Annotated in this window: 25 protein-coding genes; 23 read left to right on the top strand and 2 right to left on the bottom strand. The window is 42.7% G+C overall.

Translation table 11 applies throughout. The annotated features are described in order from the left end of the window. The first annotated feature begins 53 nt into the window (after positions 1-53). The 9 genes from Q3C15_RS03785 to Q3C15_RS03745 all read left to right on the top strand — a co-directional run bounded on the left by Q3C15_RS03785 (position 54) and on the right by Q3C15_RS03745 (position 8,729). Positions 54-1,319, top strand: a complete 1,266-nt coding sequence (locus Q3C15_RS03785) for a hydroxymethylglutaryl-CoA reductase, degradative (protein ID WP_302704214.1) — start codon at positions 54-56, stop codon at positions 1,317-1,319. Next, entirely contained in the window at positions 1,316-2,278 is a 963-nt protein-coding gene (locus Q3C15_RS03780) for an IpaB/EvcA family protein (protein WP_302704213.1), read from the top strand. Before Q3C15_RS03785 ends, Q3C15_RS03780 begins: the two co-directional genes overlap by 4 nt. Positions 2,279-2,299: 21 nt before the next feature. Next, positions 2,300-3,001 (top strand): NAD-dependent protein deacylase, encoded by a 702-nt coding sequence (locus tag Q3C15_RS03775; RefSeq protein ID WP_302704212.1) that lies wholly within the window; start codon positions 2,300-2,302, stop codon positions 2,999-3,001. Positions 3,002-3,074: 73 nt separating this feature from the next. After that, positions 3,075-5,105 carry a methionine--tRNA ligase gene (metG, locus tag Q3C15_RS03770; protein ID WP_302704210.1) on the top strand — a complete coding sequence of 677 codons (2,031 nt, stop codon included), beginning with the start codon at positions 3,075-3,077 and terminating at the stop codon, positions 5,103-5,105. A 91-nt stretch (positions 5,106-5,196) separates the two neighbouring features. Continuing rightward, positions 5,197-5,964: a TatD family hydrolase gene (locus Q3C15_RS03765; RefSeq protein ID WP_204779232.1), complete on the top strand. Its 768-nt coding sequence runs from the start codon at positions 5,197-5,199 to the stop codon at positions 5,962-5,964. 16 nt (positions 5,965-5,980) lie between these two features. Continuing rightward, positions 5,981-6,556: a ribonuclease M5 gene (gene rnmV / locus Q3C15_RS03760; RefSeq protein WP_302704208.1), complete on the top strand. Its 576-nt coding sequence runs from the start codon at positions 5,981-5,983 to the stop codon at positions 6,554-6,556. Next, positions 6,546-7,427, top strand: coding sequence for a 16S rRNA (adenine(1518)-N(6)/adenine(1519)-N(6))-dimethyltransferase RsmA (gene rsmA, locus Q3C15_RS03755; RefSeq protein WP_057826955.1), 882 nt, complete (start codon positions 6,546-6,548; stop codon positions 7,425-7,427). The genes rnmV and rsmA overlap by 11 nt, the downstream gene beginning before the upstream one ends. A 99-nt stretch (positions 7,428-7,526) precedes the next feature. Beyond that, positions 7,527-7,778 (top strand): Veg family protein, encoded by a 252-nt coding sequence (locus tag Q3C15_RS03750; protein WP_057826954.1) that lies wholly within the window; start codon positions 7,527-7,529, stop codon positions 7,776-7,778. 102 nt (positions 7,779-7,880) lie between these two features. Next, positions 7,881-8,729 (top strand): alpha/beta hydrolase, encoded by an 849-nt coding sequence (locus tag Q3C15_RS03745; protein WP_302704204.1) that lies wholly within the window; start codon positions 7,881-7,883, stop codon positions 8,727-8,729. 165 nt (positions 8,730-8,894) lie between these two features. On the opposite strand, the gene ispE is transcribed toward Q3C15_RS03745, so the two are convergent. Then, positions 8,895-9,764, bottom strand: a complete 870-nt coding sequence (ispE, locus tag Q3C15_RS03740) for a 4-(cytidine 5'-diphospho)-2-C-methyl-D-erythritol kinase (protein ID WP_302704202.1) — start codon at positions 9,762-9,764, stop codon at positions 8,895-8,897. A 364-nt stretch (positions 9,765-10,128) separates the two neighbouring features. Here ispE and purR point away from each other — a divergent pair, with 364 nt between their 5' ends. The 3 genes from purR (at position 10,129) to Q3C15_RS03725 (ending at position 13,555) form a co-directional block, all read left to right on the top strand. Then, positions 10,129-10,971, top strand: coding sequence for a pur operon repressor (gene purR, locus Q3C15_RS03735; protein ID WP_057826951.1), 843 nt, complete (start codon positions 10,129-10,131; stop codon positions 10,969-10,971). A gap of 120 nt (positions 10,972-11,091) precedes the next feature. Then, positions 11,092-12,498: a bifunctional UDP-N-acetylglucosamine diphosphorylase/glucosamine-1-phosphate N-acetyltransferase GlmU gene (gene glmU / locus Q3C15_RS03730; RefSeq protein ID WP_302704200.1), complete on the top strand. Its 1,407-nt coding sequence runs from the start codon at positions 11,092-11,094 to the stop codon at positions 12,496-12,498. A 70-nt stretch (positions 12,499-12,568) separates the two neighbouring features. Beyond that, positions 12,569-13,555 carry a ribose-phosphate diphosphokinase gene (locus Q3C15_RS03725; RefSeq protein WP_057826949.1) on the top strand — a complete coding sequence of 329 codons (987 nt, stop codon included), beginning with the start codon at positions 12,569-12,571 and terminating at the stop codon, positions 13,553-13,555. A 197-nt stretch (positions 13,556-13,752) separates the two neighbouring features. On the opposite strand, the gene Q3C15_RS03720 is transcribed toward Q3C15_RS03725, so the two are convergent. Beyond that, positions 13,753-15,078: an HD domain-containing protein gene (locus tag Q3C15_RS03720; protein WP_283601385.1), complete on the bottom strand. Its 1,326-nt coding sequence runs from the start codon at positions 15,076-15,078 to the stop codon at positions 13,753-13,755. 154 nt (positions 15,079-15,232) lie between these two features. On the opposite strand from Q3C15_RS03720, the gene Q3C15_RS03715 reads away from it, so the two are divergent. From Q3C15_RS03715 to Q3C15_RS03665, 11 genes are all read left to right on the top strand, one after another. After that, entirely contained in the window at positions 15,233-15,670 is a 438-nt protein-coding gene (locus tag Q3C15_RS03715) for a DUF1934 domain-containing protein (RefSeq protein ID WP_057826948.1), read from the top strand. 44 nt (positions 15,671-15,714) lie between these two features. Continuing rightward, entirely contained in the window at positions 15,715-16,263 is a 549-nt protein-coding gene (gene rpoE, locus Q3C15_RS03710) for a DNA-directed RNA polymerase subunit delta (RefSeq protein ID WP_057826947.1), read from the top strand. A gap of 157 nt (positions 16,264-16,420) precedes the next feature. Next, on the top strand, positions 16,421-18,025 hold the full coding sequence (locus Q3C15_RS03705) for a CTP synthase (RefSeq protein WP_057826946.1): 1,605 nt from the start codon (positions 16,421-16,423) through the stop codon (positions 18,023-18,025). Positions 18,026-18,094: 69 nt separating this feature from the next. Then, positions 18,095-18,313 carry an LBP_cg2779 family protein gene (locus Q3C15_RS03700; RefSeq protein ID WP_057826945.1) on the top strand — a complete coding sequence of 73 codons (219 nt, stop codon included), beginning with the start codon at positions 18,095-18,097 and terminating at the stop codon, positions 18,311-18,313. A gap of 96 nt (positions 18,314-18,409) precedes the next feature. Next, on the top strand, positions 18,410-19,237 hold the full coding sequence (locus Q3C15_RS03695) for a DNA/RNA non-specific endonuclease (protein ID WP_278852445.1): 828 nt from the start codon (positions 18,410-18,412) through the stop codon (positions 19,235-19,237). Positions 19,238-19,360: 123 nt separating this feature from the next. Beyond that, the gene (locus Q3C15_RS03690; protein WP_057826943.1) at positions 19,361-20,635 is read left to right on the top strand and encodes a UDP-N-acetylglucosamine 1-carboxyvinyltransferase; all 1,275 of its coding nucleotides are present in this window, start codon (positions 19,361-19,363) and stop codon (positions 20,633-20,635) included. A gap of 13 nt (positions 20,636-20,648) precedes the next feature. Then, positions 20,649-22,034: a transcription termination factor Rho gene (gene rho, locus Q3C15_RS03685; RefSeq protein ID WP_283599574.1), complete on the top strand. Its 1,386-nt coding sequence runs from the start codon at positions 20,649-20,651 to the stop codon at positions 22,032-22,034. 115 nt (positions 22,035-22,149) lie between these two features. Beyond that, positions 22,150-22,401, top strand: a complete 252-nt coding sequence (locus Q3C15_RS03680; protein WP_057826942.1) for a type B 50S ribosomal protein L31 — start codon at positions 22,150-22,152, stop codon at positions 22,399-22,401. Positions 22,402-22,564: 163 nt separating this feature from the next. Beyond that, positions 22,565-22,876: a thioredoxin gene (gene trxA / locus Q3C15_RS03675; RefSeq protein ID WP_064208551.1), complete on the top strand. Its 312-nt coding sequence runs from the start codon at positions 22,565-22,567 to the stop codon at positions 22,874-22,876. 16 nt (positions 22,877-22,892) lie between these two features. Then, positions 22,893-23,822 carry a thioredoxin-disulfide reductase gene (gene trxB / locus Q3C15_RS03670; RefSeq protein ID WP_283599573.1) on the top strand — a complete coding sequence of 310 codons (930 nt, stop codon included), beginning with the start codon at positions 22,893-22,895 and terminating at the stop codon, positions 23,820-23,822. Positions 23,823-24,015: 193 nt separating this feature from the next. Continuing rightward, on the top strand, positions 24,016-25,320 hold the full coding sequence (locus tag Q3C15_RS03665; RefSeq protein WP_057826939.1) for an NCS2 family permease: 1,305 nt from the start codon (positions 24,016-24,018) through the stop codon (positions 25,318-25,320). The last annotated feature ends 113 nt before the right edge of the window (positions 25,321-25,433 follow it).

Below are 25,433 nucleotides of genomic sequence, written 5' to 3'. Positions count from 1 at the left end.
CAAGATATTATATAATTAGTTTAACAAAGAATTGAGAACAGGGAGTAAAAAGAATGCAGTGCTTCAATAAATACTATCAAAAGCCATGGCAAAAGCGGTTGGCGATTTTGAAAAAAAACGGATTTCTGGATGAAAAGGAAATCAATCAGCTTGAAACTCAAGCCGTTGACCCAACGCTTGGCGATACGATGATCGAAAATTTCGTAACGCAGTACCAGCTTCCTGAAGGCCTAGCGATGAACTACGTAATCAACGGCAAGGAATACGTCGTGCCGATGGTTACGGAGGAGCCGTCAGTTGTTGCGGCGGCCAGCAATGGAGCTCGTTTAGTTAAGTTTGGCGGCGGTTTTCAAACCAAGTCATTATCCCGTCTGATGATCGGTCAAATTGCAATCGAAAACGTAACGGCGATGGATCAACTCGTTGAAACGATCGATCAACGGCAAGATGAATTCTTAGAAATTGCAAATCACGCCCATCCATCGATCGTGAAACGCGGGGGCGGTGCCCGGTGGATTCGAACTCGGATTTTGGCCGATGATATGTTGTCAGTTGACATGGCGGTCGATGTTCAGGAAGCAATGGGGGCAAACATGCTGAACACGATGCTTGAAGCGGTGGCCGATGAAATCCGGTCAACCTTGCATCAGGACATTTTAATGAGCATTTTGTCAAACTATGCAACGGAATGTTTAGTTTCAGCCCATGTTGAAATTCCGGTTACGGTTTTGGCAAAGGAAAAGATCGACGGAGCAACGGCAGCTGCGAAAATTGCTCAGGCAAGCCGCTTTGCCCACCTTGATCCGTACCGCGCAGCAACCAATAATAAAGGCATCATGAACGGAATCGATGCGGTCGTGATTGCCAGCGGAAATGACTGGCGGGCCATTGAAGCCGGAGCCCATGCCTATGCCGCCCGTGACGGCCAATATCGCGGGCTGAGCCAATGGCGGGTTGATGGTGATCAACTGATCGGTGACCTGACAATGCCGATGCCGGTTGGTTCGGTTGGCGGTTCAATTAAAATTGTGCCGTTAGTGAAAATCAATCACCATTTGATGAAAATCGAAAGTGCCGTTCAGTTAGCACAAATCATTGTTGCAGTTGGGTTAGGGCAAAACTTGGCGGCCTTATACGCATTGGTAACCGATGGGATTCAACGCGGTCACATGCGGTTGCAATTGAAGAGTTTAGCGGCATCAGTCGGCGCAACTAAGGATGAAATTCCAATGCTCGTTAATGCCCTTGAAGAACAGCATGCCCGGGATTCACACACTGCAGAAGTTTTATTAAAGAAGATACGTGAGGGAAAAGAATGACAGAACCACAATTAAATGAAAAAGTTCAACAATTGATCAAAAAAGCAGAAGCGCTTCAACCAAATGGCATTGAGATCCAATACCATGACGAAAAATCGGGTTTTGTGCGTCACGACCAGGCGCAGCACTTTTTACGCAACGGAAAATTAGTGATCGACGTTTTAGATCAAACCGACGTGAACTACATCGTTTCGCATGAACTGTTGCACTTTATGTTGATGTTTGAAAAGCTGCCGCAGATCGCATTTAATTTGGAAAGCGGGCGGCAAAAGCTTGATACAAAGTACACCGCTACGGGAATGGAATTGTATGATATTTTGATGCACTTCTTTGTTTATGACCGGCAGCGCGAATTAGGCTTGATCGATGACCAGGTCGAAGATTTGTACTTTAAAGGCATTTTGGCAGTCTTAAAACCGGAACCGCAAGATCATCAGGATGACTGGATGGTTTTACGGACGGTCAACCTGCTTGATGCGTTGATTTTCTTTAAGGACCAACAGGATAATGTTTTACCGAAATTGCGGGAATTATACCCGAAGGCAACTGCGCAAGCCAAAAAACTGTATGCAATTGTTACGGCTAAACCGCTCGATTCGGCTTTCAACGTTCGGCGGGCAATCGTGAAATTATATAAAGGCTTTGATGAAGCATTGAAGAGCTATGGCTTGTATGAAATGAATTTGAATTCGTATGTTTCATTAACGCCGGTTTTAAGTGATCGCCAGTTACGGCTTGAAGTGCGGCAATTATTTGAAATTTTCCACACTGATATGAAGGAAAACCTGCATTTTCGGACGGCTTACATCGGCCGCATGAAAAATGATCAGCAAAATGTTTTTGTTATTCCTGAACCAAAAGGCAGCGAACAACAGCGGTCAGTTGAATTTCGGCACATTTATGAGACCCCAGTTGGAGAATATTTAGATTCAATCGGTGTCCCATACTTGAAACGTTAATTATCAAACGGAGGCGGTTAAATGACAAAACTGAATGATTTGATTCAAAATGCCCGCCAGATCGTATTTATGACCGGTGCGGGAGTTTCAACGGCATCGGGAATTCCGGATTACCGTTCAAAAAATGGATTGTATTCGCATGGGCAAACCCCAGAATACCTATTAAGTCACGATTGTTTGGCGAATGAACCGGAAGTATATTATGACTTTGTGATCCATAATTTATTTTATCCGGATGCTCAACCGAACATTATCCATCAGAAAATGGCGGCGTTGACCCGGGAAGGCCGGGCAACGATCATCACCCAAAACATTGATGGCCTGCATGCGCAAGCTGATCCGGCACCGGGTTCGCTAATTGAATTTCACGGTAATTTATATAATATTGTTTGTCAAAAGTGCGGTCAAAAGGTTGATTGGCATGAATATCTAAAAGATATGCATCATTGGAATTGCGGCGGTATTTTGCGCAGCCAGATCGTTCTTTACGGTGAAGGAATCGATCAGCAGAAACTTGAACACTCGATTCAAGCTATTCAAGCGGCCGATTTGATCGTCGTTGTCGGGACTTCATTTGTTGTTTATCCGTTTGCAGGCTTATTACAGTATCGCCGTCCGGACGCTCAAATTGCGGCGGTCAACAAGGAACCAATTCAAGTTCCGCCGCAAACCACGATGATCGTTAACGATGCGGTGCAAGAATTCGCTCAAGTTAAGGCCTGACTATGATATACTAAAAATAATGATTTTTGAGATTGAAATTTGATTTCACATTCAAGGAGAAAGGAAACTGAACATGGCAGACAAACCAACATTTTACGTAACCACACCAATCTACTATCCATCAGGGCGGTTACACATTGGAAATGCATACACCACAATTGCATGTGACGTTTTAGCCCGTTACAAGCGGCTTCAAGGATACGATGTATTCTTCCTGACCGGAACGGATGAACACGGCTTGAAGATCGAACAAAAAGCCAAGAAGATGGGCATCACGCCGCAAGAATACGTTAATCAAATGGCTGCGGATATCAAGCAATTATGGAAGAAACTTGAAATCACCAATGATAAGTTTATCCGGACAACGGATGACTATCATGAAGCAGCTGTTCAACAAATTTTTGAAAAGTTATTGAAGCAAGGCGACATTTACAAGGGAACATATAAAGGGTGGTATTCAGTTTCAGATGAAGAATACTTTACTGAATCACAGTTGAAGGAAGTTTTCCGGGATGAAAATGGCAATATGACTGGCGGAATTGCTCCATCAGGGCATGAAGTTCAATTAGTTGAAGAAGAATGCTACTTCTTTAAGATGAGCAAGTACGCTGACCGGTTAGTTCAATACTATGATGAACACCCTGAATTTATTGAACCGGATTCACGGAAGCAGGAAATGTTGAATAACTTCATCAAGCCGGGATTGGAAGACTTGGCCTTGACCCGGACCAGTTTCGACTGGGGCGTTAAGGTTCCATCAGATCCAAAGCATGTTGTTTATGTTTGGATCGATGCGCTTTGCAACTATATCACGGCTTTAGGTTATGGTTCAAAGGATGACAGCCTGTTTAAGAAGTTCTGGCCAGCTGACATTCAAATGGTTGGAAAGGAAATTGTCCGCTTCCACACAATTTACTGGCCAATCATTTTGATGGCGTTAGATTTGCCATTGCCAAAACACATCGTCGGTCATGGTTGGTTAGTTATGAAGGACGGCAAGATGTCGAAGTCAAAGGGCAACGTTATTTATCCTGAAACGATCGTTGACCGCTATGGCTTGGATGCATTGCGTTACTACTTAATGAAGGCTGTTCCGTTCGGCAATGATGGCCGGTTTACTCCGGAAGACTTTGTTGAAAAGATGAACTTTGATTTGGCAAACGACCTTGGAAACTTGCTTAACCGGACGGTCGCAATGATCAACAAGTACCGGGATGGTCAGATTCCGGCCCTTGAAAGCAATGTGACACCATTTGATAAAGACCTTGAAGAAACGGCCGCAACGGCAATTCAAGAATATTGTGATGACTTGGACAAGACGTACTTTGCAAAAGCTCTTGAAAACTTATGGAAACTTGTTTCACGAACAAACAAGTACATTGATGAAACGGAACCATGGAAGCTTGCCAAGGATGAATCAGCCGAAGCAAATGCCCAATTAGACAGCGCTTTGGCTCACTTAGCAGCCAGCTTACGGGTAATTGCAATTCTCTTGCAACCGGTAATGACCCATGCACCGCAACAAATTTTTGAACAGTTAGGATTAGCAACTGACAAGATGGAGATCAAGGATCTTTCATACTTTGATTTGCCAGCCGGGGCAACGGTTGTGAAGAAGGGAACACCAATCTTCCCGCGGCTTGATAAAGGCGAAGAAATTGAATACATGCAATCAATGATGACTGCCAACGAAAAGGCAAAGGGCCGGAAGAACATGGCGGTTAACAAGGAAGATGCATTTGATCCTTCAAAAACAACGTTGAACTTAACGAAGAAGGAAATTCGGTTTGATAAGTTTGAAAAAGTCGAATTGAAGGTTTGCGAAATCAAGGCGGTTGAAAAGGTTGAAAATGCCGACAAGTTATTGAAATTCCGGTTAGATGCAGGTGATGAAGGCGATCGGCAAATCATTTCAGGAATTGCAAGCTGGTATCCTGAACCGCAAAAATTGGTTGGCAAGAAAGTAATTGCAGTGACGAACTTGAAACCGCGTGAAATGCGGGGCGAACTTAGTCAAGGAATGTTACTTTCAGCTGAATTTGGCGATCAGGTTCAACTTTTGACCGTTCCAGAAAATATTCCAAACGGTTCAATCGTTGGCTAAAATCTAAAATTGGGAGAAAAGACTGGCAGGTTGAGTTGAAACTGAAAAATGTCCAGTCTTTTTTCATAAAAATGAGAGGAGCAGGAAAATGATTTCAATTTTCGATTCGCATACCCATATCAATTCCCACGAATTTGATGATGATATTCCAGACGTCATTGACCGGGCAAAGGCATTGAACGTTGATTCAATGCTTGTATTGGGCTACGACGGTGAAAGTGCTGACAAAATGGTGAAATTGATCAACCAGTACCCGAATATTTACGGGGCAGTTGGAATTCACCCGGAAGATGCGGCCAAATATGATGATTTTGAAGACCAGTTGCGGGTTTATATGATCGAACCGAAAGTGAAGGCCGTTGGTGAAATTGGTCTGGACTATCATTGCGATGTTGACCATGATTTGCAAAAGGAAATCTTCAAGAAGCAGATCAAACTTGCCCATGAATTTCATTTACCGATCAGCGTTCATAACAGGGATGCGTTTGAAGATACCTATGACGTGATCAAAGAAACCGATGGGGCCAAGTATGGCGGCATTATGCACAGCTTTAACGGTGACGTGCAGTGGGCTCAACAGTTCCTTGAGCTTGGAATGGATCTGTCATTTAGCGGCGTCGTAACATACGATAACGCCAAGAAAGTTCAAGAAGCTGCCAAATATGTTCCGGCTGACCGGATGCTGGTTGAAACGGATGCCCCGTATTTGACGCCGATGCCGTATCGCAACCAACGCAATGAACCGGGAATGACCCGGTATACAGTTGAATTCTTAGCGAAATTGCGGAACGAAAACGTTGACCAGTTGGCCACGCAAACAAGTCAGAATGCAAAGAAAGTATTGAAAATCAATGAGTAAAATGATGGAAGATAAAATGAAAATTCAAGAAGTGATTGTCGTTGAGGGTAAAGACGATACCAAACGAATTAAAATGGCGGTGAATGCCGATACGATCGAGACCCGCGGATCAGCAATTAGTGATGAAACCCTTGACCAAATTGCGGAATTACAAGAAAAACGGGGAGTGATCGTGTTCACTGACCCTGATTACTCCGGTGAAAAAATTCGGAAAACGATTCGCGAAGCAGTCCCAGGAGTCAAACATGCTTTTTTGAAACGGAAAGATGCCGTTCCAGTTCATCAAGGAAGTTTAGGCGTTGAACATGCAAGCCCCGAAGTGATCCGCGAAGCATTGAAAAATCTTTACACGGAAGTTCCGGATGCGCCAGCGATGATTTCACGTGAAACGTTGGCGGCTAAGGGATTGATCAATGGTCTGGCGGCCAAGAAACGTCGGGAGTTACTGGGTGAAATTTTAAATATTGGCTATACGAACGGCAAGCAACTTTATAAGCGGTTGCGGTTGTTTGAAATTACCCCGGGCGATTTTGAAGATGCAATGCAAAAGGTTGAACAGCAAATGGAAAACGGTGATCAGCATGAAGAATAATGAAATTGAAATTGCCAATCCGACCCGCACGCGGGCAATTATGGAAACGTATGGGTTGAATTTTAAGAAGAGCTTAGGCCAAAACTTCTTAACGGATATCAACGTGTTGCATAACATTGTGGACGCGGCCGAAATTAGTGAAGAAGATGATGTGATCGAAGTTGGGCCTGGAATTGGAGCTTTGACAGAGCAGCTTGCAAAACGTGCTCATCAAGTAATGGCTTTTGAAATCGATGAACGGTTGATTCCGGTGTTAAAGGAAACGTTAGCGCCTTACGACAATATTACGGTTGTCCAGCAAGATATTTTAAAGACGAACCTCGAACAGCAAATTGAAGCCCATTTCGATGGCCATCATCAGTTGAAATTGGTTGCCAATTTGCCGTACTACATCACGACGCCGATCATCATGCATTTGTTAGAAAGCGGGATTCACTTTGATGCGATCGTTGTGATGATGCAAAAGGAAGTTGCCCAACGGTTAACGGCGGAACCGGGAACAAAGGACTACGGTTCCCTTTCAATTGCGGTTCAGTATTATACCGATGCCAAGATCGCCTTTATTGTTCCCAAGACGGTTTTTGTTCCGCAACCGAAAATCGATTCAGCAGTTGTTCGCCTAACACCGCAAAAGCCGGTGAAACAGCCTCAAGATGAGCAAGCATTTATGCAACTGGTAAAGGGCAGCTTTGCTCACCGGCGGAAGAGTTTATGGAATAATCTTTTAGGAATTTACGGGAAGGACCCGGCAACTAAGGAACGGTTAGAAAAGGTTCTTGCACAGGTTGGAATTGAAAAATCAATTCGAGCTGAACGGCTGACAATTAGCCAATTTATAGATTTATCTAATGGATTAATAGAAAATGATTAGAAATTAGAGTAATTTATTGCTTTTTGTTAAAGATTTGTGCTAAAATTGAGATTTTCTTTCGTGTGTGGTATAGTGTACGCTGACGGGAGGATGAAGCACATGCCAAGCACTTTAGCAAAAATTAAGTCGATGTTGGATAGTCATATTGGAAAGAAACTGACCGTTACGTCTCATGTTGGACGCAAGAAGATCTTAACCCGTAAAGGTAAACTGAGCGAAACATTTCCAGCTGTTTTTGTAGTTGAACTCGACAAGGATGAAAGTGCAGTTGAGCGTGTTTCATACAGCTACACGGATGTTTTAACTCAAAATATCAAACTTGAATTTGAAAATGAAGAGGCTGAAGAATAGCCTTTAAATAACGATTAGAAGTGTCTATTTCATACGAATGCCGCTTTCCGCGGTATAGTATGAAGTAGATACTTTTTATTTTATAAGAATGAAGGAATTGAGTTGAAGAAAATCGGGAAACGGATCGGTCAGGTTTTGATTGGAATTATTGTGATCGCGTTGGTTGTTCAAATGATCTTATTGGTCCCTAGTCCGCAAAAAGCGTTGCGGCAAGACCAACTGCGAAGTGATATTCATTATCAAGATGTCCCAACGTTGCTGATCAATGGATTTGGCGGCAGTAATTACACGTATAATAAAATGATCAATTATTACCAAAAAGAAAACATTGCGCAAAAAACAATGACGATCCATGTAACGCCGACCGGCACGGTGCATGTTTCCGGGTCAGTCAAAGGAAAAAAGAATGCGATGATTCAGCTTTTATTTGACTGGAACCTTGCCCAATCGTACAATCCGCAAACGAATTGGACGATCAAGGTTATTAAGATCTTGCATAATAAATACGGGATCAATGAATTGAACGTGGTTGGTCATTCATGGGGCGGGACTGAATTTTTACACGCCCTTGGACAATCAAAATGGATTCAGCGAAACGTGAAGTTCAATAAGGTTATTTTGATGGGAACGCCGGTTAACGAAGGCGTTACGAATAAGGTAACGTATCCGCAAGCACTGCGGGAGCATTTAACGGATGCTGAATATCGTAAATTGAAACGGGAATATCAGGACTTAACGCCGTGTTCGTCAATCAAGTTTTATAATGTGATGGCTGATTACCGTGATCATACAGATACTTCAGTTCCCAATGTTCAGTCTGAATTTTTAGTAACGATCTTAAATCCGAAGTGGTCATCATGCAAGACCGTAATGTTTTATGGAATCAAACACTCTGCTTTGCATCAAGATCCAAAAGTTCTGATGAAAGTGGCAAAAATGCTGTATGACTAATAAGAAGGTGTGACAAAACGTTAAAAACGAGCGTGGTGGAAGCAGAAAAGCGAATGAATCGCGGAACATAGATTCGGAACTTTTCGAACTTCCACATAGCTCGTTTGTTTTGGAACCCGATTATGCGGATATAGCAAAAAGGTTGCGACTTATGCCGCAACCTTTTTAGTTACAATTTTTCAAGTTAAACGGGCGCACAAGGTAGACTTCCTTACAAAAGCCCCGTAAGCTGTTGTAAATGTGCTGGGCCCGTGATTGTTTGGTTGAGATTCCAAAAACAGTTGGCCCGGTTCCGCTCATTTGAGCTGCCTCAGCCCCAAATTTGATCATTTTTTCTTTGATTCGGATGATCTCAGGGTACTTTTGAATCGTAATCGGTTCAAGCGAATTCCCCATGCTTGCGGTCAATCGTTTCCAGTCTTGTTGTTGAATTGCTTCAACGACGCTTTCAACGTTTAGGTGCTGAATTTCACTGAAATCAATTTGTTTTAAAATGGTCGGCGTTGAAACACTGGCCTTTGGTTTAGCAACAACGAACCATAAGGAAGTCAGATCGTTTAACGGGGTGATTTTTTCGCCTTTGCCTTCAACGAGAGCCGGACAACTGTATACGCAAAACGGAACGTCAGAATCAATTTCAAGCCCGATACGAGCAAGGTCCGTTAACGATTGGTTAAGACTCCAAAGATTGTTAAGACCGCGCAACACGGCGGCAGCATCAGCTGACCCGCCACCCATTCCCGCCGAAACAGGAATGTGCTTGTCGATGGTGATCATTACTCCCTGATCGATCTGAAAAAGTTCTTGAAGCTTTTTCGCTGCTTGAAATGCTAAATTTCGTTGATCTTGCGGAAGAAAGCCGGTATTTGTCTGAACCTGGATCGCGTTCGAATCATCACGCGTTTCAATGTGAACATAATCCGCTAAATCGATTGCCGTCATGACCATCCGCCATTCAGGATCGCCGTCAAGATGCCGGAAAAGGGCATCAAGACTAAGATTTAACTTAGCAGGTGCCTTTTCTAAAGTTTCCATGGGACCTCCTCATTTCACCTAATAATTAATTTTTATTATATATGTTTTTCAAAAAGTTTTAAACCATAATTCATAATTTAGAAATTGCATTTTTTTAATTTAATGATTAAAATAATCTTATCGTAAAAATTAGATAAGATAAGGGTTAACCGGATGTTTTTCCTGATTTTATCCGTAAGTAAGCGTTGACTAAATTGCCAGATAATGGTAGAATGACGTCATTCGTATTAAAAACCGAATATTTATTCTTATACGAAGGATAAAATGATATAGGGGTTAATTATTAAGAGAAGAGCAAACTTACGTTAATAATTAATAGAATGAAACATTAAATTAGGAAATTTTAAGAATGGAGGACTTGAAGATGAAAGTACGTAGAAGTGATCGTTTGATCGATATGACAAGTTATTTTCTTAACAACCCGCACAAACTTGTATCATTAACATATTTTGCAAAGCGGTATGAATCAGCTAAGTCATCAATCAGTGAAGACTTAGCCATCATTAAGCGGACATTTAATGTACGTGGCATTGGAGTCTTAGAAACAATTCCAGGAGCTGCTGGTGGTGCCCGCTTTATCCCATCAATCGGCGAAGAAGAAGCTGAACGCTTTATTTGGGAAATGGCAGCTGAACTTTCACAAGAAAACCGGTTATTGCCAGGGGGATACGTATACCTTTCAGACTTATTAGGCAAACCGGAAGTCTTACGGCATGTCGGTCGGTTGATTGCCCGGCAATACATGGGCCGTCAAGTGGATGCCATCATGACCGTTGCCACAAAAGGTGTGCCGATTGCGCAAAGTGTTGCATACTACATGAACGCTCCATTTGTAATTGTTCGGCGCGACTCAAAAATTACTGAAGGTTCAACCGTTTCAGTTAACTATGTTTCAGGATCAAGCCAACGAATTGAAAAGATGGAATTATCGAAGCGGAGTTTGCGGCGTGGCTCACATGTTTTAGTCGTTGACGACTTTATGAAGGGCGGCGGCACGATCAACGGGATGAAGTCAATGATTGAAGAATTTGACTCTGAATTAGTCGGAGTAACGGTCTTTGCTGAAGGGGTCGTTGATGAAGGTAGCCGGTTGATCGAAGATTACACTTCATTATTGAAAGTTGACAATGTTAATACATTGAATAAGACAATCCACGTAAGTGCCGGAAATTACCTTGCAAAGGTATTTGGTAAGCGGACAGAGTAGGATCAAAAGGAAGCTGAAAGGCTTCCTTTTTTTGAATGTAACAATAATTGAAGTTCATATTTTTTTAAGTTAGAATTTATACATGAGTAAATAACTTTAATAGAGAATGAGGATAAATCAATGACAGCAAAATTTGCAATTATCTTAGCAGCGGGTCAAGGAACTCGCATGAAATCAAAGTTATACAAGGTTCTTCACCCGGTATGCAGCAAGGCCATGGTTGACCACGTCCTTTCACAAGTTGAAAAGGATAACGTCGATCAAATCGTAACGATTGTTGGCCACGGGGCAGAAAAGGTTCAAGAAACCCTTGGCGACCGGACAGAATATGCTCTTCAAGAAGAACAATTGGGAACTGGCCATGCCGTTTTGCAAGCAGAAAAGATGCTTGGCTCAAAGGATGGCATGACGTTAGTAACATGTGGCGATACGCCATTGTTTACGGCTGAAACGTTTGCTAAGTTATTTGAATATCATGAAAAGAACGGCGACGTAGCAACGGTTTTGACAGCCAAAGCCGATGATCCATTTGGCTACGGTCGCGTAATTCGCAACGCTGCTGGCGAAGTTGAAAAAATCGTGGAACAAAAAGATGCAACGCCTGAAGAAGCCAAGGTTGATGAAATCAATACGGGCGTTTATGTCTTTGATAATCAAGCATTGTTTGAAGCCCTTCACCAAGTCAACAATGACAATGCTCAAGGCGAATACTACTTACCAGATGTAATCGGAATCTTCCAAAAAGCTGGTAAGAAGGTTGGCGCCTTTAAAATGGATGATTTTGAAGAATCAATGGGCGTTAATGATCGCGTTGCGCTTGCAAAGGCAACAAAGGTAATGCAACGGCGAATCAATGAAATGCACATGCGTAATGGGGTAACGATTATTGACCCAGATAACACGTACATTGACGCTGATGTTCAAATCGGAGCTGATACAGTCGTTGAACCAGGCGTTCAGCTTAAAGGAAAGACGGTTATCGGTGAAGACTGCGTGATCGGGGCACATTCACAAATTCGCGACTGCAAGATCGAAGATGGCGTCACGGTTACTGTTTCATATCTTGAAGAATCAGTAATGCACAAGAATTCAAACATTGGACCATACAGTCATTTGCGGCCATTAGCTGACATTGGCGAAAATGTTCACATCGGAAACTTTGTTGAAGTCAAGAAAGCTGAAATCGGTAAGAATACTAAGGTTGGCCACTTAACATATGTTGGCGATGCAACTTTGGGAAAGAATATCAATGTTGGTTGTGGAACGATCTTTATCAACTACGATGGCATGAACAAGCACCACACAAATGTTGGCGACTACTCATTCATCGGAAGTGGTGCCAACTTGGTTGCTCCACTTGAAATTGAAGACCACGCTTACGTTGCTGCCGGATCAACGATTACAAACGATGTTCCAGCTCATGCAATGGGAATTGGTCGGGGACGTCAAGTAAACAAGGAAGGTTACTATGATCGCTACCCGGTTGCAGAAGCTGCAAAAAAGGCCGAAAAAGCTGATAAAGACTAAGAATTAGCTTGATTTTAAGCCGGTTAACGCATACTATATATTAGTAGAATAATCATTATTGGAGGCAATCATGGCTGAACAAAGTTATAATTCAAAGGTTAAAATTTTTGCTTTGAATTCAAACAAACCATTGGCAAAGAAAATTGCTGATGCCGTAGGAGTTCCTTTAGGTAAGACTTCAGTTGACCGTTTTAGCGATGGCGAAATTCGGATCAATATTGAAGAAAGTATTCGGGGGGATGAAATCTTCATCATCCAGTCAACGTCTGCACCGGTTAATGACAATTTGATGGAATTGTTAATTATGATCGATGCCTTAAGACGGGCAAGTGCATCAACGATCAACGTTGTAATGCCATATTATGGGTATGCACGGCAAGACCGGAAAGCGCGTTCTCGTGAACCAATTACTGCAAAGTTGGTTGCAGATATGCTTGAAAAGGCGGGTGCCGATCGCGTAATCGTGCTTGATTTGCACGCTGCTCAAATTCAAGGATTCTTTGATATCCCAGTTGATCACTTAATGGGCGCTCCATTATTGGCCGACTACTTCTTGAAGAACGGCCTTGAAAAAGATGCAGTTGTTGTTTCACCTGATCACGGTGGGGTTACCCGGGCACGGAAGTTAGCCGAATTCTTAAAGGCTCCGATCGCAATTATTGATAAGCGGCGTCCAAAAGCCAATGTTGCCGAAATTATGAATATTATTGGTTCAGTTGATGGCAAGCGGTGCATCATTATCGATGATATGATCGATACTGCCGGAACGATCACGTTAGCGTCCCAAGCATTGATGGATGCTGGTGCAAAGGAAGTTTATGCATGTGCAACGCACCCTGTATTATCAGGCCCAGCAATTGAACGTCTTGATAAGTCTCCAATTAAGAAGATTATCGTAACGGATTCAATTCAACTTCCAGAAGAAAAGCAAATCGATAAGTTGACTCAAGTTTCAGTTGGTCCGCTTATCGGCGATGCAATCAAACGGATTCATGAAAACAAACCGGTTAGTCCATTGTTTAAGAATCGTTTCCGTTCAGATAAAATTGATGACTAATTAATAAATGATAAAGGAAAGAGGTCATGGTGAAAACCATGACCTCTTTCCTTTATCCACATAATCGTGTTCCAAAACAACGAGCTACGACGCGAAGCTAGTGAAGTTCAAAAAACTCCGAATTTATGCTGGCGCGATTCGTTCGCTTTTCTGCTTCCACCACGCTCGTTTTTGATGTTTTGTCACACCTTCTTTATTTATTTCGGAAAAATCAACCGGTCATTATGCAAATACTCTTCAAATTGCTGGTAAACGGGTGTGAAAATTTCAAGCTGATTGCCCTTGGCAAGCATTTCCCGCGGGAAAAAGAACCGTTCATCACCGGTGATTTTACCGCTGATGGCTTTGACCAGCGTGCTGACCGTTGAAAGTTCGATCAGGCTTCCATCCGTTTGCATCAATTCGATTTGCGTTTGTGGCTTTTTGGCATTCGGATTGTATGAATCGTACGGCAGATCAAAACTGTCATTAGTGGCTGCATAATAATACGGATCAAAACCGGCTTCAGCAATCAATTTGCGTAAGGTTGGTAACAACGAACGCGTATCATCATTGACCTTAGCTGATTTAAGTGGTTTGCGGTTTAAGAACCGCCGGGCGAGATCTTTAAGAATGTGATCATCGCATTCGCTCCAAATACTGAAACAGGTATTTAAAACGCCATCATCAAGTTTCAAGTACTGTTCAGGTGAAAATTGATTATCAAAAAACGGTTTTAAAGTTTCGTATGCAAAGTCATGCGGTAACTGATCCATTTCGTACAGGTCCTTTGCTCGTTTCAATAATGAACTTAAAATGACTTCCATTGACCGGGAAACGGGATGGAAATAAACTTGCTGGTACATTTGAAAACGGCTGACAATGTAGTCTTCAACCGCATGCATTCCACTAAAGTTGAAGGCAATCCCGCCGTGGTACGGCCGCATGACCCGCAAGATCCGGGTGAGATCAAAGTTACCGTATTTTGTTCCGGTAAAGTACGAATCGCGTAAAAGGTAATCCATCCGGTCCGCGTCGATCTGGCTTGAAATCATTTGAACAACTTGCTGGTTCGGATAGGTCTTCGCAATTACGCTGGCGACCTGCGCAGGAAAATCATCGCTGACCTGCCGCAGAACGTGGTTGACTTCGGTTTCCGGCGAAGTGATGATCTGCTGCGTCATTTGTTCGTGGTTAGTATGAAAAATATGCTCAAAAGTATGCGAGTATGCTCCGTGACCAACGTCATGTAACAAAGCGGCACATAAAGCAACGAGCCGTTCACGATCATCCCATAGACCATCATTGGCCTTTTGCGTTGGATAATTACGTTGGAAGAGGTCACAGATTTTTCGGGTGATCTCATACACCCCAACGGAATGCGAAAAACGTGAATGCTCAGCTCCGTGGAAAGTATAACTGGTCGTGCCAAGCTGTTTGATCCGGCGTAACCGTTGAAATTCCTTGGTATTGATCAGGTCAAGGATCACTTGGTGCTGAATGTAAATGTAATTATGGATCGGGTCACGCAGAACCTTTTCCATTGGTAAAAGCTGCGGATGCAAAACTGTGATCGGAGCCACTTCCTTTCGGTTAATGATTGCCTTTATTATACCGCAACCGGCAAATTAATCGGTGGCAAAGTGAATGGCAGCTCGATATAATAAAACTAAGGATTTTTAATAAGGAAGTGATCAGATGGCATCCAAAAATGAAATTCCGGTCAAAATTCACGTTGAGACCGTTCATCAGCAAGATGGGCAAAAGGAAGAATATGCGGAAGATTTTGATGGCCGGTTGATTGAGATCGGGGAGACGGTTTATTTGCGGTATGAAGAAGAACTCCCAGAAAATGAACACGCAAAGGTGACCTTTAAGATTGCAGGCGATGAAGAGGTTCAACTGACCCGGAAACTTGAACATCAGAAGCTGCATTTGACCTTTAAACCCGGAAAACGAATTCCATCCCGGTACCAAACTCCGTACGGTAATATTCCGGTTGAAGCTTTTGCCGGCCGCATGGAAACGGTGCTTGAGGATGATCCGCGGGCCGGTAAGTTAGAGATCGATTACCGCCTTTATAATGGGGATTCTTTACTTGGCGATTATAAAATCAGATTGCAATTTACCGCGTAGTATTGTATGATGAAGAGTAAACTGCTGAAAGGACGTGTACCAAATTGGGGCTTGAAAAATTCGAAGGTATGAATAAAGATGAATTGTCAATGATCGAAGTTTCACGGGAAATTTTGCATGAAAAAGGCGAACCGATGGCGTTTGCTGATTTAACAAACGAGGTTCAAAATTTCCTTGAAAAGAGCGATGAAGAAATTCGCGAACGGTTGCCACAATTCTATACTGACTTAAATATTGATGGCAGTTTTATCTCATTGGGAGATAATATGTGGGCATTGCGCTCATGGTATCCATTTGAATCAATCGATGAAGCACTTGTCCATTCTGATGAAGCAGATGATGACCAACCACGCAAAAAGCGGAAAAAGGTCAATGCTTTCTTAGACTCAAACAATGATGACGATGTAATCGATTATGACAATGATGATCCTGAAGATGATGATTTTGCCGATGATGACGATGATCACCAACAAGATTTGAAGGATTACCAAAACGATTTGGATGACGTGGACGATGGCGATGACCCGCAAGACGATTTGCCAGATGGAATCGAAGGTCAACTTAACGAATTTTCAGATGACGATGATGAATAAAGGCTTGACGTTCGAATAACGATTAGGTAGAATCTTATTTGGGCGCTCGTGAAGAGCCTTTTGAACGGAGAAAGCTCCCTACCTTATGAATTAAGGTAGGGGGCTTGTTGTTTTTTGTAATCCCCGGAAATCAATTAATTTGGAGGAATATTTCACAATGACCAAGTATATTTTTGTTACTGGTGGGGTTGTTTCCTCACTTGGAAAAGGTATTGTTGCAGCATCTTTAGGCCGCTTACTTAAAAATCGTGGATTAAAGGTTACAATTCAAAAGTTTGATCCATACATCAACGTGGACCCCGGAACAATGAGTCCATACCAACACGGTGAAGTTTTCGTTACTGATGATGGAACAGAAACTGACTTGGACCTTGGCCATTATGAACGGTTCATTGATATCAACCTTAACAAGTATTCAAACGTTACGACCGGGAAGGTATATTCAGAAGTTTTAAAGAAGGAACGGCGCGGTGATTATTTAGGAAAGACCGTTCAAGTTATTCCGCACATCACAGACATGATCAAGGAAAAGATCTTACGTGCCGGAACGGTTACTGATTCAGACGTTGTAATTACTGAAATCGGGGGAACTGTTGGGGATATTGAATCCCTTCCGTTCCTTGAAGCTTTACGGCAAATGAAGGCGGAAGTTGGCGCTGATAACGTGCTTTACATTCACACGACCCTTCTTCCATACTTGAAGGCTGCGGGTGAAATGAAGACCAAACCAACCCAACACAGTGTAAAGGAATTACGGAGTGTCGGCATTCAACCAAATATTTTGGTTGTTCGCTCTGAAAAGCCGATTTCACAAGGAATCCGGAACAAGATTGCAAGTTTCTGTGACGTTGATCCAGAATCTGTAATTGAATCCCTTGATGTTGATACGCTTTACCAAATTCCATTGAACTTGCAAGCTCAACACATGGATGATATTGTTTGCCGGAAATTGAAACTTGAAACTCCAGAAGCTGATATGACTGAATGGAAAGAATTAGTTGATCGGGTTCGGAACCTTAAGGGCCATGTCAAGATTGCATTGGTTGGAAAGTATACTCAACTTCCAGATGCATACATTTCAGTTAATGAAGCTCTCCGGCACGCTGGTTACAAGGTGAACGCCAAGGTTGACATCGATTACTTTGATGCTGAAAACATTGATAAGAATAACGTTGCTGAAAAACTTGGCAGCTATGACGGAATTATTGTTCCTGGCGGTTACGGTTCACGGGGAATCGAAGGAATGATCCAAGCAATTCGGTATGCCCGTGAAGAAAACGTACCATTCTTAGGGGTTTGCCTTGGAATGCAAATGGCAAGTATCGAATTTGCCCGCGATGTTCTTGGAATTGAAGATGCAACAACTGGCGAAGTTAACCCGGACGCACCACACAAAGTAATTGATTTGATGGAAGCGCAAGCCGACGTTGAAGACATGGGAAATACTCAACGGTTAGGAGCATATCCATGCAAACTTCGTCCAGGCACAGTTGCAGCTGCCGCTTATGATAATCAAGATGTAATTCAAGAACGTCACCGTCACCGTTACGAATTCAACAATGAATATCGCGATGCGTTTGAAGCTCACGGCCTTGTCTTCTCAGGAACATCACCGGATAACCGCTTAGTTGAAGTTATCGAAATTCCAGAAAACAAGTTCTTCGTTGCATCACAATACCACCCAGAATTCTTATCACGGCCACAACGTCCAGAAGGCTTATATGCCGCATTCGTTAAAGCTGCTTTTGAAAATCAAAAGTAATTTTAGAAGGCGAATTGAATTAAATGTGTTATCCTTATAGTAGCAATAGATAACGGAGGCGAACTAGGGATGAAAGAAAAGAAATTAGGACACCTTGCTGAAGAAATTGTAAAGTATCAAGAAAAGTATCATTTAACAGATGCTGAATTGGCACTGACAAGTCATTTTTCAGTCGAACGGATTCATGCAATCAAGGCGGGACAAGTTGAAGTTCGTCCTGAAGAATATGAAGAATTACAGGAATTGTTGGCTGATGAGGAACCAGTTACAAGTGATGATAAACAATAAAAACTGTAATTGAGAGCGAAGAGGCTGCGACAATCATGTCCAGTCTCTTTTATTGTATTTACCGAAGTTGATTGGCGTTAAAGAAAGGAAAGTAAAATGGCAAAGAGAAAACGCAAAAAGCAAAAGGTTACTCCGTCACAGGTTATTATTACGGTCTTAGCCGCAATTTTGATCGTGCTTGCCGGAGGAAGAGTTTCTGGTAAACTAGGCCGGCTTGATCTTGGAATGACGCAAAATGTCCGGGCAGGTCAGAATACTCCGAATCAAAAGTTGGCATCAAGCGTATTAACGGATAGTGTTAAACAACAGCTTGGGGGTTCGATCACCTATAACGGGCATGGGGCGTTCATTATCAACAATAATCAAAATGATTTGAATGCGCAGATTGCAAGTGCGCCGTATGCAACGGATGAAGTTGATAACTTGGGCCGGCCGCACATTGGAAATGCATGGTTGAATAAGACTTGCCGGCAGTACAAAAACCGGGAGCAAACTGGGAACGGTCGCACCGATTGGAAACCAGCCGGATTTCATCAATTAAGCGGATTACCGGGAGAATATAAGCATGCTTATGATCGGGGACACCTGTTAGGATATGCATTGGTTGGCGGAATTCGTGGCTTTAACGCTTCGGAATCGAATCCGGCCAACGTTGCAACCCAAACTGCATGGGCCAACGAAGCCCGGTCAGCAGATTCAACGGGGCAGAATTATTATGAAGGATTAGTCCGGAAAGCGCTTGATCAAAATAAGCAAGTTCGTTACCGGGTGACTGATATTTATGACGGTAATAATTTAGTTCCGTCAGGGGCGCATATTGAAGCTAAGTCGTCCGATGGATCATTAGAATTTAACGTTTTTGTTCCGAATGTTCAAAACAATATTCGGATCAATTACGCAACGGGCTACGCGACACAAAATTAGTAATATTCTTTAAAAACGATTGAAACCCAATTAAGGATTTTGTATCATTAAAGTTGACACGTCGCCTTGACGATGGTTCGGATTATAATAAATAAATTTAAAAAATTAGTGAGGATTCTTGCGATGAAAAAAATGATCGTCAAAGGAGAACAGCGCTTGCACGGCGAAGTAACGATCGGCGGTGCAAAAAACAGTACGGTGGCCTTGATTCCGGCTGCAATTTTAGCTGATACTCCGGTTAAATTTGACTCAGTTCCTGAGATTTTAGATGTCCACAATTTAATGTTGATTCTTGAAGCGATGAATGTAAAATCGCATTTTTCGCATGGACAATTAGAAATTGATCCTACTAATATCGAGAACCGCCCGTTACCTGGGGATGCGATTCGCAGTTTGCGGGCATCATACTATTTCATGGGTGCAATGCTTGGCAGGTTTGGTAAGGCAGTTGTTGGATTCCCTGGCGGAGACAACATTGGACCACGGCCGATTGACCAGCATATTAAAGGATTTAAGGCGCTCGGTGCGCATGTTGAAGAGGAAGATAACGCGGTTCGGATTACGACTGGCCCTGAAGGACTGCATGGGGCGCGGGTCTTCTTTGATATGGTATCTGTTGGGGCAACGATCAATGTTTTGCTTGCCGCCGTTAAAGCAAAGGGAACAACGATCATGGAAAACGTTGCAAAGGAACCGGAAATCATTGATTTAGCAACGTTCCTGAACAATATGGGAGCCCACATTCGCGGTGCCGGAACGGATGAGATCCGAATCGAAGGGGTTGAGAGTTTAAAGTCAACGAATACCCACACGATTATCCCGGATCGAATCGAAGCTGGAACTTACCTTGCATTTGCTGCAGCAAATGGTGACGGGGTTTTGGTAAAGAATGTAATTACAGAACACTTGGACCCATTCATTGCTAAACTGCGTGAAATGGGCGTTACGATGGAAATTGATGAAGACAGCATTTACATTCCAGGCAATGACCGTTTGAGTCCGGTAACTGTCAAGACATCACCGTTCCCTGGATTTGCGACTGACTTGCAGCAACCGATTACGCCATTATTAATGTGTGCGCAAGGAACATCCAAGATCATTGAAACGATTTATCCGAAAAGAATCAAACACATTCCTGAAATGCAGCGGATGGGTGCAGATATCTCATGCAAAGATGGGGTATTTACGATTCATCATGCGAAGAATCTTAAGGGAGCCAATGTTGATGCCGGTGAAATTCGGGCCGGGGTTGCGCTCCTTGGACTAGGATTGATGGCTAAAGGAACAACGGTTATTAATAATGCGGATAATATTTTGCGTGGTTATGACCGAATCGTTGAAAAGATGCGTGGATTATCAGTTGATATCGAGTTATTGACGGTTGCTGATAATCTTTAGAAAGTAGTGCGGGATGGAAAAGAAAACATCAAAGAAAAGCGAACCTGAAAAAAAGCGGGTTTTAAAGGGAAGAGCATCTTCAAAGGCAAAGGAAACTAATAAGAACAAGGAAGCTCAACAACAGGCTTCACACGAAAACATCACCCTTGAAGATCTTGAAAAGAAGACGTTGCGGGAGATTTATGAATACGCGCGTCAGTATAAAATTCCATATTACAGTCAGATGAATAAAAAAGAGCTTGCGATGGCAGTCGTCCGGGCGCAAGCTGAAAAACAAGGCTATTTCTTTATGAATGGCGTTCTTGAAATCATTTCTCATGATTCATATGGGTTCTTGCGGCCAATCAATTATGGCCCGTCGCAAGAAGATATTTACGTTTCGGCAAGTCAGATCAGTTTATTTGGTCTGCGGAACGGTGATCGGGTCGCTGGGTTAGCCCGGCCGCCACGGCATGGGGAACAAAACTACGGCATGATGCGAATCGACTCGGTCAACGGTAAGGCGCCGCAAGAAGCCAAGAACCGGCCGCATTTCCCAGCACTGACCCCGATTTATCCGGACAAACAGATCAAGTTAGAAACGACTTCGAAAAATATTTCGACGCGGGTGATCGATCTGTTTGCCCCAATCGGATTTGGTCAGCGGGGATTGATCGTCGCGCCGCCCAACGCTGGGAAAACTAGCTTATTAAAGGCGATCGCTGGCGGGATTTCGGCTAACTATCCGGATGCTAAGTTGATGCTGCTGTTAATTGATGAACGGCCGGAAGAAGTTACGGATCTAGAGCGAACGGTTAACGGTGAAGTGATTTATTCAACGTTTGATCAACGTCCGGAAAATCACGTGCGCGTTGCTGAACTCGTTTTGGAACGGGCAATGCGGCTTGTCGAAGATAAACAGGACGTTGTAATTTTGCTTGATTCGCTTACCCGGCTTGCTCGGGCATATAACCTGGTTGAAACTCCAAGCGGACGGACGTTATCTGGTGGGGTCGATCCAGCAGCCTTGTACAAACCGAAGAAATTCTTCGGGGCAGCCCGCAACGTTGAAGAAGGCGGCAGTTTAACGATTCTTGCAACGGCGTTAGTTGATACCGGCAGCCGAATGGATGACGTGATCTATGAAGAATTTAAGGGAACTGGCAACCAAGAATTGCAACTGAGTCGAACCTTGGCTGAACGGCGAATCTATCCGGCAATTGATTTGGATAAATCAGTTACCCGGCGGGAAGATCTGCTGCTGAGTGATGATATCCGCAACGCAATTTGGAAGTTGCGGCGGAAACTGATGACAAACGACTTGACGCAAGATACAACGGAAGTTTTGAATATGTTGCGTAAGACGAAAAACAACGATGAATTTATTCAGCAAATTAGCAAAATAAAGTCGGTTAAATAATTCAAAGAGTTATTGCATGAAAATTTTATTCATGGTAACATGGTGTATGTTGCATGTTATATGCATAAATAACTCTGGCTCAGCAAATGGACCAGGGCAAAGGAGCGAAATTTAAATGAAACAAGGAATTCATCCAGATTATCACAAAGTTGTATTTATGGATTCATCAACAGGATACAAGTTCTTATCTGGTTCAACAGCAACATCAGATGAAACTGTTGAATGGGAAGATGGTAATACATACCCATTGATCCGTGTTGAAATCTCAAGCGACTCACACCCATTCTACACAGGTAAGCAAAAGTTTACTCAAGCAGACGGGGTTGTCGATCGTTTCAACAAGAAATACGGCTTTACAAACAAATAATTGCAGTGGAGGTTGTGATATATATCACAACTTCTTTTTTTCTAGGTTTTCGTCTCCAAGTGAGCTAAAATTAAAGTAAGCAATCTGGTTGAATTTGGATTGCAAATTTGATATTTTATACTTGTAAAAAGTAAGTAAATCAAATATGGGAAGGACGATTAGAATGATTAAAGAATTAACTGACCAAAACTTTGAAGCTGAAACCGCTAAGGGCGTTACATTTACAGACTTTTGGGCAACATGGTGCGGTCCTTGCCGGATGCAAAGCCCTGTTGTTGATCAATTGGCTGATGAGATGGGCGATAAGGTTCAATTTGGAAAGATGGATATCGATCAAAACCCTGGAACGGCCCAAGAGTTGGGAATTATGTCAATTCCAACAATGGTCATCAAAAAAGATGGTAAAATTGTAGATACAGTTGTTGGGTATCATGATAAAACTCAACTCGAACAAATTATCAATCAATATCTTTAATTAATGAGGTGTCACAATGGCAGATAAATACGACGTAATTGTGATCGGTGCAGGTCCCGGCGGAATGACGGCTGCGCTTTACGCATCACGGGCAAACCTGAAAGTTGCGATGCTTGATCGTGGGGTATATGGCGGTCAAATGAACAATACAGCAGAAGTTGAAAACTATACCGGATTTAAATCAATTTTAGGTCCGGATTTGGCTGAGCAAATGTATCAAAGTTCAATTCAATTTGGAGCGGACTTTGTATACGGCAATGTTGAAAAAGTAACGGTTGACGAAGATGGAATTAAGCACGTGAAGACTGATAGCGGAGAACTTGAAGCTCCGGCAATCGTAATTGCAACCGGATCACAATACCGGAAACTTGGAATTCCAGGTGAAGATGAATATAGTGGTAAGGGCGTTTCATACTGTGCAGTATGTGACGGGGCTTTCTATCGTGGAAAAGACGTTACAACGGTCGGCGGCGGTGATTCAGCCGTTGAAGAAAGTGAATACCTTGCCAAGTTGGTAAATAACGTTAACATCGTTCACCGGCGTGATCAATTGCGGGCCCAAAAGATTTTGCAAGACCGGGCATTTGCAAATGATAAGATCGATTTTACGTGGAATACGATCGTAACCGAGATTGTGGGGGATGGTAAGAAAGTTACCGGCGTAAAGACTCACAACAAGGAAACGAATGAAGACCGGTTAGTTCCAACTGATGGCGTATTTATCTACATTGGAAACGTCCCAATGACGGAACCATTTAAAGACCTTGGAATTACTGACGAACAAGGTTGGGTAATTACGGATGACGAAATGAAGACGAGCGTTCCAGGCGTGTTTGCAGTTGGCGATGTTCGGGATAAGAAGTTGCGTCAAATTACAACGGCCGTTGGCGATGGCGGAATTGCCGGCCAAGGGGTATTCAGTTACATCGAAAGTTTAAAAGACTAATTTAATTAGATTAAAGTGGGAATCGAACAGATTAATGTTCGGTTCTCACTTTTTATTTATAAAGAAAACCCGAAAAATAACTTTCGTATTTATTTGACCGTTTACAAAAGAAATTTTGTGATATATATTTATTAATGTTGTTTGATTTAAACAATCAAAATAATGTTCGTATTTTACCGAAGGAGTGTTACTTTTGAAAGGCATTGCAAATTATTTCGAGTTTGATAAGCTGCATACGAATTTTAAACGGGAATTTGTTGCGGGCGTTACCACTTTTGTATCAATGGCCTATATTTTGTTTGTGAACCCGAGCGTTTTAGGTGCATCGGGAATGGATAAGGGGGCAGTCTTTACGGCAACGGCTGTTTCGGCTGCTTTTGCATGTTTAGTGATGGGGTTATACGCGAAGTATCCATTTGCTTCCGCTCCAAGTTTAGGGATCAATGCATTCTTTACCTACTCAGTATGTATCGGAATGCATATTCCGTGGCAAACCGCTTTAGCCGGTGTTTTTGTAGCATCGATCATTTTCTTACTGGTAACGGTTTTAAAACTTCGGGAAACGATTATTAATTCAATTCCCGAAGACTTGAAGTATGCAATTTCTGCCGGAATTGGTTTATTCATTGCATTTGTGGGGTTGCAAGATGGAAAAATCATTATTGCTGACAAGTCGACCCTGGTTGGTTTAGGCAGCATTCACGGAGCAGTTTGGGTAACCTTGTTTGGGTTGCTTGCAACGGCTTTGTTACTGATTTTAAATGTTCCTGGAGCAATCTTTATTGGAATGGTTCTGGGGGCAATCTTTGGAATCGTAATGGGATATATTCCAATGCCGCATCATTTTATTTCGGCAATTCCAAGTTTGAAGCCAACATTCGGCGTGGCCCTTCATCATCTTGGAAGTATTAATACCGTCCAGATGTGGATCGTTGTCTTTACGTTCTTATTAGTAACATTCTTTGATACGACCGGAACGTTGATTGGGTTAGCCCAACAAGGCGGTTTTATGAAGGATAATAAGTTGCCGCGTGCCGGTCGCGCCTTGATGGCCGATTCAACTGGGATGATGGTTGGTTCAGTGCTTGGAACCTCACCTGTCGGGGCTTACATTGAATCATCAGCCGGGATTGCCGTTGGCGGTCGGAGCGGATTGACCGTCGTGATCACTGGAATCCTCTTTATTTTAGGGATGTTCTTTTCGCCGCTTTTAGGTGTAGTTACTTCTCAAGTTACTGCTCCAGCATTGATTATCGTTGGGGTTTTAATGGCCCAAAATATGGCAAAAATCCATTGGGACAAGTTGGAAATTGCGATTCCAGCATTCTTAATTTTGGTTGGAATGCCATTGACATACAGTATTTCTGACGGGCTGGCTTTAGGATTTATCGCTTATCCGTTAACGATGCTGGCAGCTAAACGTGGCAAGGAAGTTCCGGCATTGATGTATATCCTTGGAATCGTTTTTGTGATTTTCATTTGGATTTTGAATCACTAGGATTTCGTTCAAAACTTGAAAAATCGCCGGGGATATGATTAAATTATCTAACTGTGAGTGAGAATGTTGTTAGGGAAGCTGTTTAAAGGTTTTCTTGGGAGATTACGACAATA

The organism is Ligilactobacillus sp. 110_WCHN, from assembly GCF_030518115.1.
In the GTDB taxonomy this organism is placed as follows: Bacteria; Bacillota; Bacilli; order Lactobacillales; family Lactobacillaceae; genus Ligilactobacillus; species Ligilactobacillus aviarius_C.
The sequence above is the reverse complement of the archived record's forward strand: the minus strand, read 5'-3'. Positions and strand labels throughout refer to the sequence as shown.

What these genes read in the sequence shown, in the direction of transcription:
- Q3C15_RS03785 (WP_302704214.1), top strand. Translation starts at nt 54, where the DNA reads ATGCAGTGCTTCAATAAATACTATCAAAAGCCATGGCAAAAGCGGTTG.
- Q3C15_RS03780 (WP_302704213.1), top strand. Translation starts at nt 1,316, where the DNA reads ATGACAGAACCACAATTAAATGAAAAAGTTCAACAATTGATCAAAAAA.
- Q3C15_RS03775 (WP_302704212.1), top strand. Translation starts at nt 2,300, where the DNA reads ATGACAAAACTGAATGATTTGATTCAAAATGCCCGCCAGATCGTATTT.
- metG (WP_302704210.1), top strand. Translation starts at nt 3,075, where the DNA reads ATGGCAGACAAACCAACATTTTACGTAACCACACCAATCTACTATCCA.
- rnmV (WP_302704208.1), top strand. Translation starts at nt 5,981, where the DNA reads ATGAAAATTCAAGAAGTGATTGTCGTTGAGGGTAAAGACGATACCAAA.
- rsmA (WP_057826955.1), top strand. Translation starts at nt 6,546, where the DNA reads ATGAAGAATAATGAAATTGAAATTGCCAATCCGACCCGCACGCGGGCA.
- Q3C15_RS03750 (WP_057826954.1), top strand. Translation starts at nt 7,527, where the DNA reads ATGCCAAGCACTTTAGCAAAAATTAAGTCGATGTTGGATAGTCATATT.
- ispE (WP_302704202.1), bottom strand. Translation starts at nt 9,764, where the DNA reads ATGGAAACTTTAGAAAAGGCACCTGCTAAGTTAAATCTTAGTCTTGAT.
- purR (WP_057826951.1), top strand. Translation starts at nt 10,129, where the DNA reads ATGAAAGTACGTAGAAGTGATCGTTTGATCGATATGACAAGTTATTTT.
- glmU (WP_302704200.1), top strand. Translation starts at nt 11,092, where the DNA reads ATGACAGCAAAATTTGCAATTATCTTAGCAGCGGGTCAAGGAACTCGC.
- Q3C15_RS03725 (WP_057826949.1), top strand. Translation starts at nt 12,569, where the DNA reads ATGGCTGAACAAAGTTATAATTCAAAGGTTAAAATTTTTGCTTTGAAT.
- Q3C15_RS03720 (WP_283601385.1), bottom strand. Translation starts at nt 15,078, where the DNA reads ATGGAAAAGGTTCTGCGTGACCCGATCCATAATTACATTTACATTCAG.
- Q3C15_RS03715 (WP_057826948.1), top strand. Translation starts at nt 15,233, where the DNA reads ATGGCATCCAAAAATGAAATTCCGGTCAAAATTCACGTTGAGACCGTT.
- Q3C15_RS03705 (WP_057826946.1), top strand. Translation starts at nt 16,421, where the DNA reads ATGACCAAGTATATTTTTGTTACTGGTGGGGTTGTTTCCTCACTTGGA.
- Q3C15_RS03700 (WP_057826945.1), top strand. Translation starts at nt 18,095, where the DNA reads ATGAAAGAAAAGAAATTAGGACACCTTGCTGAAGAAATTGTAAAGTAT.
- Q3C15_RS03695 (WP_278852445.1), top strand. Translation starts at nt 18,410, where the DNA reads ATGGCAAAGAGAAAACGCAAAAAGCAAAAGGTTACTCCGTCACAGGTT.
- Q3C15_RS03690 (WP_057826943.1), top strand. Translation starts at nt 19,361, where the DNA reads ATGAAAAAAATGATCGTCAAAGGAGAACAGCGCTTGCACGGCGAAGTA.
- rho (WP_283599574.1), top strand. Translation starts at nt 20,649, where the DNA reads ATGGAAAAGAAAACATCAAAGAAAAGCGAACCTGAAAAAAAGCGGGTT.
- Q3C15_RS03680 (WP_057826942.1), top strand. Translation starts at nt 22,150, where the DNA reads ATGAAACAAGGAATTCATCCAGATTATCACAAAGTTGTATTTATGGAT.
- trxA (WP_064208551.1), top strand. Translation starts at nt 22,565, where the DNA reads ATGATTAAAGAATTAACTGACCAAAACTTTGAAGCTGAAACCGCTAAG.
- trxB (WP_283599573.1), top strand. Translation starts at nt 22,893, where the DNA reads ATGGCAGATAAATACGACGTAATTGTGATCGGTGCAGGTCCCGGCGGA.